This window comes from Burkholderia sp. Bp9143 (genome assembly GCF_003853645.1).
Classification (GTDB): Bacteria; Pseudomonadota; Gammaproteobacteria; order Burkholderiales; family Burkholderiaceae; genus Burkholderia.
The window spans coordinates 1-15,190 of the sequence record NZ_QTPO01000081.1; the positions used below are offsets into that span (position 1 = coordinate 1).

General features: G+C 67.2%; 16 protein-coding genes. 7 read left to right on the forward strand and 9 right to left on the reverse strand.

Going from position 1 to position 15,190, the window contains the following annotated elements; genetic code table 11:
* On the forward strand, positions 1-875 hold an 875-nt coding region (locus tag DIE23_RS36780; protein ID WP_148093486.1), incomplete at its 5' end, for a PLP-dependent aminotransferase family protein.
* A gap of 42 nt (positions 876-917) precedes the next feature.
* Here the strand turns inward: DIE23_RS36780 and DIE23_RS36785 are convergent.
* Together DIE23_RS36785 and DIE23_RS36790 are read right to left on the reverse strand one after the other, a co-directional pair.
* Entirely contained in the window at positions 918-2,351 is a 1,434-nt protein-coding gene (locus DIE23_RS36785; protein WP_124617533.1) for a nicotinate phosphoribosyltransferase, read from the reverse strand.
* A gap of 73 nt (positions 2,352-2,424) precedes the next feature.
* Positions 2,425-3,465: a bifunctional nicotinamide-nucleotide adenylyltransferase/Nudix hydroxylase gene (locus DIE23_RS36790; protein WP_124617535.1), complete on the reverse strand. Its 1,041-nt coding sequence runs from the start codon at positions 3,463-3,465 to the stop codon at positions 2,425-2,427.
* Between the two features lie 190 nt (positions 3,466-3,655).
* On the opposite strand from DIE23_RS36790, the gene DIE23_RS36795 reads away from it, so the two are divergent.
* Positions 3,656-4,108, forward strand: coding sequence for a type II toxin-antitoxin system RatA family toxin (locus DIE23_RS36795; RefSeq protein ID WP_124617537.1), 453 nt, complete (start codon positions 3,656-3,658; stop codon positions 4,106-4,108).
* A gap of 7 nt (positions 4,109-4,115) precedes the next feature.
* Here the strand turns inward: DIE23_RS36795 and speD are convergent, their stop codons facing one another.
* The 5 genes from speD to DIE23_RS36815 are packed head-to-tail and all read right to left on the reverse strand — an operon-like array spanning position 4,116 to position 7,631.
* Complete coding sequence (gene speD, locus DIE23_RS36800) at positions 4,116-4,493, reverse strand: adenosylmethionine decarboxylase (protein ID WP_124617539.1); 378 nt, start codon at positions 4,491-4,493, stop codon at positions 4,116-4,118.
* Positions 4,490-4,636: a hypothetical protein gene (locus DIE23_RS39820; protein ID WP_185646605.1), complete on the reverse strand. Its 147-nt coding sequence runs from the start codon at positions 4,634-4,636 to the stop codon at positions 4,490-4,492. Before DIE23_RS39820 ends, speD begins: the two co-directional genes overlap by 4 nt.
* Positions 4,636-6,156, reverse strand: coding sequence for a DUF4178 domain-containing protein (locus tag DIE23_RS36805; protein WP_124617541.1), 1,521 nt, complete (start codon positions 6,154-6,156; stop codon positions 4,636-4,638). The genes DIE23_RS39820 and DIE23_RS36805 overlap by 1 nt, the downstream gene beginning before the upstream one ends.
* A gap of 9 nt (positions 6,157-6,165) precedes the next feature.
* A complete protein-coding gene (locus tag DIE23_RS36810) occupies positions 6,166-7,218 on the reverse strand; it encodes an SPFH domain-containing protein (RefSeq protein WP_124617543.1) in 1,053 nt (350 codons plus the stop codon).
* A 26-nt stretch (positions 7,219-7,244) separates the two neighbouring features.
* Positions 7,245-7,631 (reverse strand): DUF350 domain-containing protein, encoded by a 387-nt coding sequence (locus DIE23_RS36815; protein ID WP_121857043.1) that lies wholly within the window; start codon positions 7,629-7,631, stop codon positions 7,245-7,247.
* A 151-nt stretch (positions 7,632-7,782) separates the two neighbouring features.
* Here DIE23_RS36815 and DIE23_RS36820 point away from each other — a divergent pair, with 151 nt between their 5' ends.
* From DIE23_RS36820 to DIE23_RS36840, 5 genes are all read left to right on the forward strand, one after another.
* Positions 7,783-9,297, forward strand: coding sequence for a polyamine aminopropyltransferase (locus DIE23_RS36820; protein WP_124617545.1), 1,515 nt, complete (start codon positions 7,783-7,785; stop codon positions 9,295-9,297).
* Positions 9,297-10,922 (forward strand): FAD-dependent oxidoreductase, encoded by a 1,626-nt coding sequence (locus DIE23_RS36825; RefSeq protein ID WP_124617547.1) that lies wholly within the window; start codon positions 9,297-9,299, stop codon positions 10,920-10,922. The genes DIE23_RS36820 and DIE23_RS36825 overlap by 1 nt, the downstream gene beginning before the upstream one ends.
* Positions 10,923-11,069: 147 nt before the next feature.
* Positions 11,070-11,831, forward strand: coding sequence for an N-acetylmuramoyl-L-alanine amidase (locus DIE23_RS36830; RefSeq protein WP_124617549.1), 762 nt, complete (start codon positions 11,070-11,072; stop codon positions 11,829-11,831).
* Positions 11,832-11,880: 49 nt separating this feature from the next.
* The gene (locus DIE23_RS36835; RefSeq protein WP_069227367.1) at positions 11,881-12,270 is read left to right on the forward strand and encodes a lysozyme inhibitor LprI family protein; all 390 of its coding nucleotides are present in this window, start codon (positions 11,881-11,883) and stop codon (positions 12,268-12,270) included.
* Between the two features lie 300 nt (positions 12,271-12,570).
* Entirely contained in the window at positions 12,571-13,059 is a 489-nt protein-coding gene (locus DIE23_RS36840; RefSeq protein ID WP_124617551.1) for a hypothetical protein, read from the forward strand.
* 66 nt (positions 13,060-13,125) lie between these two features.
* Here DIE23_RS36840 and DIE23_RS36845 read toward each other — a convergent pair whose 3' ends face one another.
* Positions 13,126-14,472: a glutamine synthetase family protein gene (locus tag DIE23_RS36845; RefSeq protein WP_124617553.1), complete on the reverse strand. Its 1,347-nt coding sequence runs from the start codon at positions 14,470-14,472 to the stop codon at positions 13,126-13,128.
* 152 nt (positions 14,473-14,624) lie between these two features.
* Positions 14,625-15,182 (reverse strand): helix-turn-helix domain-containing protein, encoded by a 558-nt coding sequence (locus tag DIE23_RS36850; RefSeq protein ID WP_044847929.1) that lies wholly within the window; start codon positions 15,180-15,182, stop codon positions 14,625-14,627.
* Between the last annotated feature and the right edge of the window lie 8 nt (positions 15,183-15,190).

Sequence of the window (15,190 nt, forward strand, 5' to 3'; positions counted from 1 at the left end):
GCCGGCTGCTGCTGGAGCCGGGCGACACCGTCGTGCTCGACGACCCGTGCTACTTCAACTTCCAGGCGCTGCTGCGCGCGCATCGCGCGCGGATCGTCAGCGTGCCGTACACGCCGAACGGTCCCGATCTCGCGCGCTTCGAACAGGTGCTCGCCGAACACCGGCCGCGCCTCTACATCACCAACGCGGCGCTGCACAACCCGACCGGCGCGACGCTCGCGCCGCCCGTCGCGCACCGGTTGCTGACGCTGGCGGCCGAGCACGGCCTGCTGATCGTCGAGGACGATATCTTCGCGGATTTCGAGAGCACGCCCGCGCCGCGCCTCGCGGCGTTCGATGGGCTGTCGCGCGTCGTGTCGATCGGCAGCTTCTCGAAGACGCTGTCGGCCGCGATCCGCTGCGGCTATGTCGCCGCGCGCCCCGAATGGATCGACGCGCTCGTCGACCTGAAGCTCGCGACGTCGTTCGGCAATGCGCAGATCGGCGCGAACGTCGTGCACCGGCTGCTGGTCGACGGCACCTACCGGCGCCATCTCGACAGCCTGCGTGCGCAGCTGGCCGATGCGATGGGCGAAACGATCCGGCGGCTCGCGCGCGCCGGGCTCGCGATCTGGACGGAACCGCGCGGCGGCCTGTTCGTGTGGGCGGAGCTGCCCGACGGGCTCGATGCCGCGCGCGTGGCACGCCATGCGCTCGACCATGATGTCGTGCTCGCGCCCGGCGACGTGTTCAGCGCATCGCACAGCGCGACGTCGTTCATGCGCTTCAACGTGTCGCGCTGCAAGGGGCCGGCGGTGTTCGATGCGCTTGCGCGGGCGATGGAAGCGGCGCGGGCGGCGGAGCGAAGCGGCCGCACACTGGCCGACGAACGATGAGCGTCGAAGGCGGCGGGGCGAACGACCGCCCCGCCGCCGCCCTCACACCTCCGCCGCGTGCGCCCTCGCCCGCACCTCGGCGAATGTCGTATCGACCAGCATCCGCCCGGTATCGAACACCGTTTCGAGCGCATCCTCCCACTCGCCCTCCAGCACACGATCGTCCCACGCGACCGGCAGCGTCACCGTCCGGTACTCGCCCGTGCGGCGATTGCGCAGCAACGTAAGCCGGCCCTGCTTCGAACGCTTGCCCTGATCCGTGACAGGATCCTTGCGCACGTCGTGCCACACGCCACCGCGCCGGATCGCCGAGCACTTCATCGCGAAGCGCTGCGTATCGCGATTCACCTGCTGCAGCAGCGCGCCGCCCATCCCGAACACGACGTTGCCGGCCGCATAACCGGCGTCGTCGAGCGCGGCGAGGATCGCCCCGATCGACTGCTCGTCGACGCCGTCGCCCTGGATCACGCGCACGCGGTTCAGCACGCGTCGCCCCTTGCCGTTCACGGTCGAGCCGAACGACGCGTCGAGCGCGCGCACGGTCTGCAGCACGATCGTCACCGGGTCGCCCGAATCAGGGCGCACGACGAGCGTCGCGCCCGAATCGATCACCGCCTGGCGCAGCGGGCCGCCCCATATCTCCAGCGCGGCGAACAGATCGTAGGAGTCCGACACGACCGACACGATCGCACCGGGCAAACCGAAGCGGCTGATCATGTTCCTGTATGCATCGGCTTCGTGCTCACACCCCCACGACGTGATCGTGCTGTGCTCGGCCGCCGGCACCGAATAGGCGGCCATCGGCTCGCGATAGAAGCGGTTCGCGGCCAGCACGCCGAGCACCGTGTCCGAACCCATGAAGCTCACGAGGTGCGCCGCACCGCCGATCGCGGCCGATTCCGCACTCGATACGCCGCGCGCGCCGAAATCGTGCAGCTTGAACGGCAACTGCGCGAGATCGTCGTCGGTCTTCTCGAGAAAGCGGCGGATCGTCTGCCGCAGGTACCAGCTGCGCGTCGCGACCGTCACCGGGTACCACACGCGCAACAGCATCGTCTCGAGATACGACGCGAGCCAGAACACCTTCGGGTCGTCGCATTCGACGGTCATCAGCACGTTGTGCACGGGCACGATCGACCCTTCAGGCACCGCGCGAATCCTCACGGGCAGGTAGCCGTCGTAGTGCTCGACGATATGGCGCCACCCATCCTCGTTGAACGGCTCGCCGTGCACCGCGAAGAAATCCCGTGCGTCGTCGATCATCGCGTGCGTGATCGGCCGGCACAGATATTCCTTCAGCAGCATCTGCAGGCCGAAGAACAGCGTGCGGTCGTAGCGGCCGCCGCGCGATTCGACGTACGAGAACATCGCCTGCGCGTCGGGCGGATATTGCAGGAAGTGGGAAGCCTTGTACGAATCCGTGTTGAGGATCGGGTTGGCGAGAACCGCGGCAAAGCCGCCGGGATCGTTTTGCATGGCTAGAGCTCCTCTAGGCCGTTGAAGTGCCGCCGCGTCTGTCGCGGCGGACGGAATCCGGGGAATCAGCGGATCACAGTTTCCCCAGGAAGTGATACGCGATCTCGAAGTGATCCTCGAACATCACGTTGCGCATCTGCGCGAATTCGTTGAGCGGCACCCAGCGCGCCTTGTCGGCGTCGTCGCTGCCCTTCACGCGCGGCAGCTCGCCGGTCGGGAAGTTGAACAGGCACGCATGCGTGATCGTGCGCCCGCGCAGCGAGCGGGTCGGATGATCGAACACCTGGCGATCCTTGATCGAGCCGCGCAGCACGGGCTCCGGCAGCTTCAGGCCGGTCTCCTCGCGCAGTTCGCGGATGCACGCCGCGTCGAGCCGTTCGTCCTGGTTCACGAACCCGCCCGGCAGCGCCCACAGGCCGCGGCCCGGTTCGCTGCGCCGGCGCACGAGCAGGATATGGCCCGAATGCACGACCACCGCGTCGACCGTCACGAACGTGACCGGATACGGTGCGGCCGACCACGCCTTGCGATAGCCTGCGATGAATTCGGCCTCGGCCTTCAGCTGCGCGAATTCCGGCTGCGTGCGGAAGCGTTCGAGCCAGCCGAACACGGGTTCCGGCACGGCCCATTGCACGAAGCTGTTGGTGCGTTCGGCGAAATACTGGTCGCGGATTTCGGTTGCGGAAATGTCTTCGGTCGCATCGACGTCGACGAGCTCCCATTGCGGGAACATCCGCAGGTAATACGACGTGGCGTCCTTCTCGTGGCCGATCAGCCCGACCTTGCGCTGCGCGACGTCGCCGAGCGCATCAGCCACGGCATCCTGCACCCAGCGTACCCAGTCGCCGTCGTTGTACGTCGAATCCTGCACGGGCGCGACCGTCACGCGCTCGCGCTCGGACGCATCGAGCAGCGAAGCCAGCATCTGGCGGCGCTCGTCGAACGAGAACGGATCCTTGATGGTGCGGGGCTTGTCGGTCGACCCGATCAGCACGCACACGCGCTCGGCCCGGCTCAGTGCCGACTTCAGCACGTTCAGGTGACCACGATGCGGAGGCTGGAAACGACCAATGAAAACGAGCGCGTCGAAGCGCCGGTTCTGTTGCGTACTCATGAGGCTCCCTCAAGAGATTGAAACGCTTCGGGTCTGTCCCGAAGGCATGGAATCGATCGCAGGGGAATTCCCGAAGAAGGTCAATCGAGCAGGCGCTCGACTTGACGGACTTGACGATGTCTGAAGAAATGCGCGGCGCCGGCGGGTTACACTCGATTTCATCCTGATTTGCGCCGTTGCGCCCATCATCATGAGGATCTCAGTCAGCCGGACCATCGGCGTCGATCGCAGACGCCTCTTCACGTGGTCGCAGGACTACGCGCGGCGGCTCGTGTGGGACAGCTTCCTCGCCGACGCCTATCTGCTCGACGGGATGACGGCCGACGTCGGCGTCGATGCGTTCTGCCGCAGCCAGTCGGGCGCGACGATGGTGTCGCGCTACATCTCGTACCGTCCGCCGCAGGTCGCGGCCGTCGAAATGGTCGACGGGCCGAAGGTGCTCGAACGCTTCAGCGGCAGCTGGAATTTCACCGAGCGCACCCCGGGCACGACCGAAGTGAAGTTCACGTACCACTTCCGTGCGCAGCCGGCATGGCTGCGCTGGCTGCTCGAACCGCTGATCGGCGCGTTCTATCTCGTGCAGACGCGCCGGCGGCTCGACTCGTTCAAGCGCTGGGCCGAAGCCGAGGCGCTGCCGCGCTGAGCGTCGCTCACGCGACGCCGCGCGCCACCTGCTGCCGGACCTGCGCGTGCGTGCCGAGCGCGACGGCGATCGCATCGACCGCATCGACCGCGCGCGCGGCGCCGCACATGAATGCGTCGACAGCGGCGAAGCCATGCTCGGGCCACGTATGAATCGTGATGTGCGATTCCGCGAGCAGCACGACGCCCGTCACGCCATGCTCGCCGCCGAAATGATGGAAATGCGCGCCGATCACGCGCGCGCCGGCCTGCTGCGCGGCGTCCGTGAGAATCGTCTCGAGCCGCACTGCGTCGCGCAGCAGCGCCGCATCGATGCCGGCGAGATCGGCCAGCACGTGCGAGCCGAGCGTCGCACGCGGCGCGGCGATACTGTCGCGCGCCGTCATTTGTGCGACCCGTACGACGAGTAGCCGCTGCGCGCCGACGAACTGCCCCACCCGCCGCCACCCGACCCGCCGCCGCCGAGCGACGTGCAGCTGAACAATGTGACGACGATCAACCCGTAGAGTCCGTAGAGGATGTGACGCATCAAGAATTGCCCCCATCCGATGCGAAGCCTTTCCACAGCCATTCAGGCAGCCACAGCACGAGCAGGCCGATCAGCACGTAGACGGAGCGGCTGCTGAACGAGAACAGCGCGCCCAGGTTGAAGATCACGAGCATCGCGCTGAACACGATCGGCAGCGGCGCGAAACTGTGCGGGTACTTCGCGTCGAACAGGCCCGACGACTTCCCGGCCGAACTCGTTGCGACCGCAACCGCCGTCGTCGCGAGCGCAGGAGTCGCGAAGCGTTCGGCGAGTGCGCTGGCCGACAACGGGCGCGCCCACGACCAGACGATTTCAGCAGCGCTGCGCTCACGCGTGAGCTTGTCCTTCTGCCAGCCGTAGTCGACGATCGACGTGAGGTCGCCAACCTGCACACGCCAGTTGAACGCGCCGACCACGTACACGACTTCCGACTCGTACGTCTCGCGCAGTCGATAAGTCTTGTCGCCTTCGGTCACGTCGGACTCGCCGCCGATCGTCGGCCAGTGATCGAGCACCTGCACGCGCTCCCAGCGCCCTTCGCTCTGCACGAGCCACAGGAAGCCGCGCTTCGGGTTCAGCAGCAGGTATTCGTCCCACGTCTCGTCGTCGCCCGGCACGCGGCAACGCATCATGCCGATCACCGTGTACTTCACGCCGTCGAACGTGCCGGTCGCACCGAGTTCCAGCGCGCCCTTCACCGCATCGAGCTTGCGCTGCGCGGCGAACACGGTCTGCTGCTCGGCCGTGCACTGCACGCCCGCGTGACAGCTGCCGCACACGACGTAGTCGGCCAGGTTCGGCGCATACGTCAGCGGCGCGCCGCAGCTCGGGCACGCGAACGGCACCATCTGCGCGCCCGGTTTCTCCCGCGTATCGTTGTCGGTATCGCGCAGTCCCGTGAACGCGAGCGCGTCGAATTCCAGTGCCTCGCCCGTATAGACGGCGGGACTCCCGCCGTTCGCATCGGCGTCGGAATAATCGTAGGTCGCGAATGCGTTGCCGGTGCGCAGGTCGACGACACGCGCTTCCCAGCCCGCATCGACCCGGAACGGCAACTCGCCGTCGCCGCCCGTGCAGCGCGCGGTGCGCACGTCGGACACGAGATACGCGCGGCCGCCGTGATCGATCCGCATGCCCGGTTCGAGCGTGCCGAACGCGGGCCACGCGCCGCCGGACGCATCGTCGGGCTCACGCACCGTAACCGCGTACTGGCCCGACGCATCCGACAGCCAGCCGAACGCGCCGTCGTCGAACACGACGTACCACTCGCTCCACGCGCCGGCGTCGTAGGTCATCTGGATCCGGCCGAGCACCGTGAACGTGCGCTTGCCGTAGCGCCCGGCCGTGCCGATCTGGATCGGCGATGCGTCGTCGAGCACCGCGGCCAGCTCGCCGATGCGTTCGACGTCGGCACCGTGCTTGAGCAGCGTGCTGCGACAGAACGCGCACACGGCCATCACCGCCGCCGCCGAGCGAAACTCGACCGGCGCGCCACACTGGGGGCACGAAGTACTGAACATGCGCGACGCTTACCGGGTGAGCTTCGCGAGGATGTCCGCCTTCGCGCGCGAATAGTCCTCTTCGGTCACGAGCCCCTTGTCGAGCAGCGCCTTCAGCTGTTCGAGGCGTTGCACGTAATCGGTCCCGTCGGCCGGTGCGGCCGGCTGCGCGGCGGCAACCGGTGCCGCGACGGGCGCGGGCGGTGCGGCCGGCGCCGGTTGCGCGGCGCCCGCGATCTGGCCGGCCATCGCCTGCCCGATCACAGCGCCAGCCGCGAGTCCCGCGCCGACACCCGCGATGCCGCCCGGGTTCTGCGCGGCGAGCGGAATCGCCTGCGCGGTCTGGTATTGCGTCGCGCGGGCGAGATCGCCGGCCATTCCCGCGCCGATCCGCAGGTCGAGCGCCTTCTGCAGTTCTGCCGGCAACGACACGCTTTCGACCGCGAACGCATCGAGCGCGAGGCCGTAGCGCGTGAATACCGGCACCAGCGCCTCGGCGACGCGTTGCGACAGCAGCGTCTGGTTCGCGGCCATGTCGACGAACGGCACGTCGGCGGAACCGAACGTCGTGCTCATCGCGGTGACGACCAGGTTGCGCAGTTGCTGCTCGAGATCGTCGACCGTGTACTGCCCGCGCGTGCCGCTCACCTCGCGGTGGAACGCGGCCGCATCGACGATCCGGTACGAGTAGATGCCGAACGCGCGCAGCTGCACGAAGCCGAATTCGCGATCGCGGATCGTCACCGGCTGCGCGGTGCCCCAGCGCCGGCCGAGCTGAAGCCGCGTACTGAAGAAGTAGACGTCCGACTTGAAAGGCGACTGAAAGAGTTTGTCCCAGTTCTTCAGGTACGTGAGTACCGGCAGCGTGTTCGTTTCCAGCGTGTACAACCCGGGCTGGAACACGTCGGCGACCTTGCCTTCGTTCACGAAGATCGCGACCTGCGTTTCGCGCACGGTCAGCTTGCCGCCGTACTGGATCTCCTGGTCTTCCATCGGATAGCGCCAGGCCAGCACGCCGTCGGTGTCTTCCGTCCATTGCAGGACGTCGATGAACTGCTTGCGGATAAACGAACCCAGACTCATGTCGGTCTCCTCGAGCGCGTGGCGCGTCAGGTCAGGCAGGCGGCATTGATGATGCCGACGACGAGCGACGCGGTGCCCATCAGGCCGCCCATCGCGACGTTGCGATCCTCGATCGCATGATTCATGCCGGAAATCAGGCGGGTCAGCACCGCATAGGTGACGAGCTGCACGGCCATCGCGCCGACGGCCCACAGCACGACTTCGCCGAGCGTCGAATTGTGCGCGATGCTGGACGCGAGCGTCAGGCAGAAACCGACCAGCGCGCCGCCGAACGACAGCGTCGCGGCCGCGTTACCGTCGCGGATCAGTGCCAGTTCGTCGAACGGCGTGACCTTCAGGTACACTGCCGCGAACACAAAAAGCAGCACGAACGCCGACAGCAAATGAACCGCATAAAGATAGGCACTATTCATTCTTTTCCTCGGATCTTGTGCTCGGTTCGCCGGCCCCTGGAACGCCGCCCCACGAATGGCCGCCCCACGAATGGCCGCCCCACGAATGGCCGCCCCACGAAAATCCGCGCCAGTATATCCACATTGACGAACACTGCACAACGGACGCGCCATGCTGCATAAGCGCGCGCTCGTCCTGTCGATCCTCGTGCTCGCGTCGTGCGGGCTCGGCTACGAACTGATCAGCAGCGCGCTGTCGAGCTACCTGCTCGGCGATTCGATCCTGCAGTTCTCGTCGGTGATCGGCTGCTACCTGTTCGCGATGGGGATCGGCTCGTGGCTCGCGAAGTTCGTCGAGGACGACGACGTGCTCGACCGCTTCGTCGACATCGAGCTGCTCGTCGGCCTGCTCGGCGGCGTGTCGGCCGCGCTGCTGTTCGCGGTGTTCGCGTGGCTGGCCGCGCCGTTCCGCGCGGCGCTCTACGCGCTCGTGCTCGCGCTCGGCATGCTGATCGGGATGGAGATCCCGCTCGTGATGCGTGCGTTCCAGCAGCGCCGCCAGGCATTCCGCCATACCGTCAGCGAAGTGCTGACCTTCGACTATCTCGGCTCGCTCGCCGTATCGCTGATCTTCCCGCTCGTGCTCGCGCCGCGTCTCGGCCTGCTGCGCACGAGCTTCCTGTTCGGGCTGCTGAACGCGTTCGTCGCGCTGTGGACCACGCACCTGTTCCGCGACGAGATCCGCAACGTGCGCGGCAAGCTGATGCGCGCGTCGCTCGTGATCGGGCTGCTCGTCGCAGGCTTCGCGCTGTCGGACCGCATCACGCACTGGGCCGAGCACGGCGTGTACGGCGACGAGACGATCTATTCGGAAACGACGCCGTACCAGCGCATCGTGCTCACGCAGTGGCACGACGACATGCGGCTGTACCTGAACGGCAACCTGCAGTTCTCGTCGCGCGACGAGCATCGCTATCACGAGGCGCTGATCCATCCGACGATCGAGGCGCTGCCGTGGGCAAGGCGCGTGCTCGTGCTGGGCGGCGGCGACGGCCTCGCGGTGCGCGAACTGCTCAAGCACCGCAACCTCGAACGGATCACGCTCGTCGATCTCGACCCCGCGATGACGAAACTGTTCTCGACCTCGGCGCCGCTCGTGAAACTGAACCAGGGTTCGCTGAAGGACTCGCGCGTGCACGTGATCAACGACGACGCGGTGCGCTGGCTCGAATCGAACGCCGACGTGTACGACGCGATCGTCGTCGACTTCCCCGATCCGACCAACTTCGGGCTCGGCCGGCTGTATTCGGTGCCGGTGTTCCGGCTGCTCGCGCGTCATCTGTCGGAGAACGGCTACGCGGTGATCCAGTCGACGTCGCCGTACTTCGCGCCGCACGCGTACTGGACCATCATCGCGACACTGCACGAAGCCGGGCTCAACACCTGGCCATACCACTGCTACGTGCCGTCGTTCGGCGACTGGGGTTTCGTGATCGCCGGCAAGCGCCGCGACTTCACCGTGCCGACGCATTACTCGGTGCCGACGCGCTGGCTGGACGCGCAGACGGCCGCCGAGATGTTCCACTTCCCGGCCGACATGCCGGCGCTGCCGATGTCGCCGAACGAACTCAACGACCAGCCGCTCGTGCGCCGCTTCGACGACGACTGGAAGCACGTGCTGCGCTGATGGATCGCCGCACGTTCCTCGTCGCGTCCGCTGCCGCGTCGCTCGCCGCGTGCGGCCGCACCGGCTGGATCGAGACGACGCCGCGCGTCGGCTACCCCGGCATGCGCGAAGGCCATGCGCTGCGCGACCACGCGGCACTGCCGCCGCCGTCCGGCACGATCGAGACCGACGTCGCGATCCTCGGCGCCGGCGCGGCCGGCCTGTCGTGCGCATGGCAGCTCGCGCGCGCCGGTCACACGCGCTTCGTCGTGCTCGCCGGCCCCGAATTCGGCGGCAATGCGGCCGGCGGCCGCTTCGGCGAGTTCGGCTATCCGAAGGGTGCGCATTACCTGCCGCTGCCTTCGCTCGAATCCACGCACCTGCGCGACATGCTCGCCGATCTCGGCGTGATCGAATCGGCGCCGTTCTCCGCGCAACCGGTGTACGACGAACGCGCGCTCGTGCACGCCCCCGATGAACGACTGTTCATCGGCGGCCAGTGGCAGGACGGCATCGTGCCGACGGCCGGCCTCGACGCCGACGCGCTCGCGCTCGCGCAGCAAACACGCTTCTTCGCGTACACGGACAACCTGCGCACCGCGCGCGGCGCGGACGGCCGCAAGGTGTTCTGCATCCCGATCGCGGAATCGTCGCGCGACCCGCGCTGGCGCGCGCTCGACCGCCGCTCGTTCAAACAGTGGCTGCTCGACGAGGGCTACACCGCGACCGCGCTGCACTGGTACCTGAACTACTGCTGCCGCGACGACTACGGGGCGGGCTACGAGCACGTGTCCGCGTGGGCCGGCCTGCACTATTTCTCGTCGCGTGGCGGCCACGCGAGCGATGCGAGCGACGGCGCGGTGCTGACCTGGCCCGACGGGCTGCACAGGATGGTGACGAAACTGAGCGAGTCGATCACCGCGCGCACCGGCTCGAACGCGTGGTCGCGAGGCGGCTTCGCCGTTCGCGCGACCGAACGCAAAGGCGGCGTCGACGTGCTGTGTGCGCGCGTCGCCGACAACGGCACGCTGTCGACGTTCACGCTGAAGGCGCGTCGTGTCGTCAGCGCGATGCCGCTGTTCGTCGCGGCACGCGTGTTTCCGCAGCTTCATGCATATGGCTTCGATCCCGCGCGCGACCTGCCGCCGCGCGCGCCGTGGCTCGTGTCCAACTTCCTGCTCGACGGGATGCCGGCCGAGGAAGCCGGCGTGCCGCTCGCGTGGGACAACGTCGTCTACGACGGCGCGGGGCTCGGCTATGTCGTGTCGACGCACCAGCTGATCCGGATGTCGCCGCCCACGCGTTCCGTGTTCTCCGCCTATCAGGCGTTGAGCACGCGCACGCCGGACGACACGCGCCGCTGGCTCGCGCAGGCACCGCCCGACGCGCTGCGCGAGCAGGCGGCGATCGACCTGCAGGCCGTGTATGGACGCGAGCTGTGGAAGCATGCGACCGCGCTCGAGATCACCGTGCGCGGCCACGCAATGGCGACGCCCGACGTCGGCTTCCTGAGCCGGCCGGGGCTGCTCGCGCTGCGCGAAGCCGACGGCCCCGTCGTGTTCGCGCATGCGGACCTGTCCGGGCTGTCGCTGTTCGAGGAAGCGTCGTACTGGGGCATGCTCGCGGCCCGGCGCGTGCTCGCCTGAGCGCCGGTTTCAGGCGCGCACGGCGGCGCTCATTTCGTCATTGCGGCGCCGCCGGCAACCGCTATAATCGCGCGACATTCCGACTGCATTGAGCAGGCCGACGGTGCGCGCCATTCGCCGCGCCGTATGCCCTCCCTGACAACAACAATGACAAACCGAACCGTTCGACGCCTTCGCCCGTTCGCGCGCGCCGCCGCGCGCCTGCTCGCGTGCGCCCCGTTGCTGGGCGCGCCGCTGGCGCTGCATGCGGCCGATGCCGCAAGCCCGGACGCGCAGCCGGCCTCCGGCCGCTACGTCATCGTCGACACCGGCCATACGCCGGCCCATCCGGGTGCCACCGGCGCAAGCGGCCGCGTCGAATACCGGTACAACCTCGACCTGTCCGGCGCCGTCGCGGAGAAACTCGCCGCACACGGCGATCGCGTGCTGCGCACATCGGCCGACGGTCGCGATATCGCGCTCGACCAGCGCTCGACGCAGGCGCCCGACGCGACCCTGTTCGTGTCGATTCATCACGATTCGATGCAGCAGCAGTTCATCGACGCCGGCCGGCAACGCGAATTCCGCGGTTTCGCCGTGTTCGTGTCGGAGCGCAATCCGCACTACGCGGAAAGCCTGCGTTGCGCGAAGTCGATCGCCGAGCGGCTGGTCGGGGCCGGCGAACGGCCGTCGCTCTATCACGCGCAGCCGATCAAGGGCGAGAACCGCCCGCTGATCGATCCGCAACTCGGCATTCATCGCTTCGACGATCTCGTCGTGCTGCGTACCGCGCCGATTCCAGCCGTGCTGGTCGAGGCCGGCGTGATCGTCAATCCGGACGAGGAAAAGCGGCTCGCGCAACGCGAGACGATCCAGCGTTTGTCCACCGCGATCGCGAGCGGGATCGATGCGTGTACGGCGGCCAGGTAAAGGCTGGCGCCGGTCGGTTTCAACGGTTTTCACCCAGAGGAGCATCACCATGAAGAAGAAGAATCTGCTCGTATCCTGCGCGCTGCTCGCGCTCGCCGTTCCGTTCGCCGCGCACGCGGCCGGCTGCGGGAAACCGCGCAGCGCGTTCGACCAGGTGTACTGCAGCAGCAACGAGTTCTCGCAGCTCGACCGCGAACTGAACGACGAATACGGCCGCGTGCGCAAGCAGCTGAGCGGCGACCAGCAAGCGAAGCTGAAGACGGGCCAGCTCGCGTGGATGAAGCAGCGCGACGACCGCTGCAGCGAAACGCGCGACGACGGCTACCTCGTGAACCTCCAGTGCGCGATCGACGCGACGCAGTCGCGCCTGTCGTTCCTGCGCGAACGCGAGCGCGAATGCTCGAGCACGGGTTGCGTGACGGCGAAGCTCGGGGAGTGAGCATGCTGCCGGCTCCGCGCCGGCACACCACGCCTCGCGCGGGAATGGCCAGATTTCGCCATTCCCGTCATTCGGTCGCATGCCGGTCATCTCGACCGCAGTGTCGATCCAATCCGTACTGCGCGTATCTGCGATTCAACATCGCTCAGTATCCCGGACAATCGTCCCGTGCCGTCCGCCCCGTCACGCCCCGCCATACCTTCGGTCCATTTCCCGTCCGGTTTGCCGCCGATATCGTGCTCGTGTCCACTCGCATCGCGGACACATCCATCCCGACCGATATCGAACCGGAGGCACAACATGCAATACGCATATCGTGGTGAAGACAACGCCCGCGCGGGCAAACCCGGCCGCACGCCAGCGGACGTCAAGACAGCAGGCGGCTTCACGCCATGGCAAGCAAAGACCGTCGATGACGCAAAAAGCAATCTCGTGCGGCTCGTCACGACCGGCACGCTCGCGCAGCAGGCGCAAAGCTGGTGCATGTACAAGAACAAGGAGAATGGCTGGTTCTTCAGCACCGGCACGGACACGCAAACGGCTTACGACAACTACGACTTCTTTTATCGTCTCGCGATCGACGGCCTGAAGAAAGTCGACTGGAGCGTGATGAAGGCCGACGTCAAGGGCATGAGCCTCTACCTGAACGGAACGTCGCTCGACGATTCGACGCTGATCGCGGTCGTCTGGTCGGTACGCCCGACGGAACTGCTGATCATGACGCCGGTCGCGGCGGCTGCCGTCGAAGTGAAAGACGGCGAGCGCTGGAACCCGCTGTCCGCGTATTGAGCGCATTCGATCGCGACGACCCATGCCGATTGCGCGTGACCCGCGGCGGGGTCACGCGTCACGCCATCACAGAAACCACCGATACTCCCGCGCGCCGATCTCGTTGCGAAAATCCAGCTCCTCCTGCCGCTTGTTCTCGCAATACACCATCACGAACTCTTTGCCGAGCCCTTCACGCACGGCCGCGTGATCCTGCATCGCCGCGACGGCCGACAGCATCTCCTTCGGGAAATCGATCCCGCTGCCGCGATCGTCGTTGAGTGGCGCGATCGGCTCGAGCCGGGCATCGAGCCCGTGCTCCATCCCGGTCAGGATCGCCGCGAGCACCAGGTACGGATTCGCGTCCGCGCTTGCGAGCCGATGCTCGATGCGCAGATTGCGCGCGTCCGATTCCGGAATCCGGAGGCACGCGTCGCGATCCTCGAAACCCCAGCTCGCGCGGCTCGCTGCGTTCACCATCGATCCGTAGCGGCGGAACGCATTGTGGTTCGGCGCGAACACCGGCATGCAGTGCGGCAGCAGCGCGAGGCAACCCGCCACCGCGTGCCGCAGCGGGCGCTGGTTGTCGAGCGCGAGCAGGTTGCGCCCCGCGTCGTCGTACAGGCTCACGTGCACATGCATCCCGCTGCCCGGCGCATGCAGGTACGGCTTGCCCATGAAACTCGCGCGATAGCCGTGCTTCAGCGCGACGCCGCGCGTGCTGCGGCAGAACATCGCCGACCAGTCGGCCGCACGCAGCGCGTCGTCGGTGTGCCCGAAATTGATCTCGAACTGGCCGGGCCCGAGCTCCGCCGTGATCACCGTCGCGTCGACGCCCTGCTCGCACGCGGCCTCGACCATCTCGTGCAGCACGTCGGAGAAGCGCGACAGCCGCTCGATATGCATGTTCGGCTGATCGTCGGGATCGTCGGACAGGCGGTCGCGCGGATACTTCGGCATGCCGTCTTCAAGCTGCGCGTCGAACAGATAGAACTCGAGTTCGAATGCGACGACCGGCCGGATGCCGCGCCGTGCGAGCCGCCGCAGCACGCGCGCGAGCACTTCGCGCGGCTCGAACTCGACCGGCGCGTCGGTGCCGTCCGTCGTGATCAGCATCTGGCCCAGCGGCTGCTTCTCCCAGGTCACCGGCTTCAGCGTGCCCGGGATCAGCCGGCGCACGGCGTCGGGATCGCCGTCGTTGAAGCAGTAGTCGCCAATCTTGTAGAGCCCGCCCTGCGTGCCGAGCAGGATGCAGTTTTGCGGCAGCTTCAGCAACAAGCCCGCGGCCACCTTCTCGAGCGCATCGATCGGATAGCGCTTGCCGTAGAAATGCCCGGGCAGGTCGAGGCAGATCAGGTCGACATAGCGGATTTCGGGATGCGCCTGCCGGAATGCGCGGACTTCATCGACCAGCGCGGGAACGACGTCAGCCATGTCTCATCCTTTCCATGTCTTGTAGGGCGGTGCCGCCTCACGGCGACCCGGATTCATGCGGCATGCACGACGTCGCACACCGCTTGCAGATCAGGACTGCAAACAACAATTCCGGCGCGGATTCCCGCTCAACCGCCTTCCGCGCCGACAACTCAGGTGAACACCCAGATCACGCGCGCCGGCGCATCGCCCAGGTTCGCGTAACGAAACCGCTTGTGCGCGGGAAGCTGGAACGCGTCGTTCGGGCCGAGCGTGACGGGTGTGTCGTCGCCGTCGATCCAGATCGTCAGCTCGCCTTCGAGCACGAAGCCGCCCTGCTCGTCGCTGTCGTCGACGGAGCGCTCGCCGCTGCTCGCGCCGGGCGCGAGATGGCTCTCGAGGATCGAGAAGCGCGAACGCATGTTCGGCGACACGAGGATGTCCGTGATGCCGGCCGCGTAATACACGGTGCGCCGCTCGTCGGGCCGCGTGACCCACGGCACGCTGCGCGGCTTGCTCAGGCTGTAGAAATATGTGGTCGGCACGCCGAGCGCCTCGCCGATCGCGGTGAGATCCGCGACCGTCGGGCGCGACAGCCCGCGTTCGACCTGCGACAGAAAGCCGACCGAGCGGCCGATCCGTTCCGCGAGATCGTTGAGCGTGACCTTGCGATGCTTGCGCAGGTCGCGGATCAGGATCGCCAGACTTTCTATCTCTTCCTGTTCGTTCATGGTGATTT

Bases quoted from the DNA above. Each gene is read 5' to 3' on its own strand.
- DIE23_RS36835 (WP_069227367.1), top strand. From the start codon at position 11,881: ATGAAGAAGAAGAATCTGCTCGTATCCTGCGCGCTGCTCGCGCTCGCC.
- DIE23_RS36830 (WP_124617549.1), top strand. From the start codon at position 11,070: ATGACAAACCGAACCGTTCGACGCCTTCGCCCGTTCGCGCGCGCCGCC.
- DIE23_RS36815 (WP_121857043.1), bottom strand. From the start codon at position 7,631: ATGAATAGTGCCTATCTTTATGCGGTTCATTTGCTGTCGGCGTTCGTG.
- DIE23_RS36790 (WP_124617535.1), bottom strand. From the start codon at position 3,465: ATGAGTACGCAACAGAACCGGCGCTTCGACGCGCTCGTTTTCATTGGT.
- DIE23_RS36845 (WP_124617553.1), bottom strand. From the start codon at position 14,472: ATGGCTGACGTCGTTCCCGCGCTGGTCGATGAAGTCCGCGCATTCCGG.
- DIE23_RS36810 (WP_124617543.1), bottom strand. From the start codon at position 7,218: ATGAGTCTGGGTTCGTTTATCCGCAAGCAGTTCATCGACGTCCTGCAA.
- DIE23_RS36850 (WP_044847929.1), bottom strand. From the start codon at position 15,182: ATGAACGAACAGGAAGAGATAGAAAGTCTGGCGATCCTGATCCGCGAC.
- DIE23_RS36795 (WP_124617537.1), top strand. From the start codon at position 3,656: ATGAGGATCTCAGTCAGCCGGACCATCGGCGTCGATCGCAGACGCCTC.
- speD (WP_124617539.1), bottom strand. From the start codon at position 4,493: ATGACGGCGCGCGACAGTATCGCCGCGCCGCGTGCGACGCTCGGCTCG.
- DIE23_RS36820 (WP_124617545.1), top strand. From the start codon at position 7,783: ATGCTGCATAAGCGCGCGCTCGTCCTGTCGATCCTCGTGCTCGCGTCG.
- DIE23_RS36805 (WP_124617541.1), bottom strand. From the start codon at position 6,156: ATGTTCAGTACTTCGTGCCCCCAGTGTGGCGCGCCGGTCGAGTTTCGC.
- DIE23_RS39820 (WP_185646605.1), bottom strand. From the start codon at position 4,636: ATGCGTCACATCCTCTACGGACTCTACGGGTTGATCGTCGTCACATTG.
- DIE23_RS36825 (WP_124617547.1), top strand. From the start codon at position 9,297: ATGGATCGCCGCACGTTCCTCGTCGCGTCCGCTGCCGCGTCGCTCGCC.
- DIE23_RS36785 (WP_124617533.1), bottom strand. From the start codon at position 2,351: ATGCAAAACGATCCCGGCGGCTTTGCCGCGGTTCTCGCCAACCCGATC.
- DIE23_RS36840 (WP_124617551.1), top strand. From the start codon at position 12,571: ATGCAATACGCATATCGTGGTGAAGACAACGCCCGCGCGGGCAAACCC.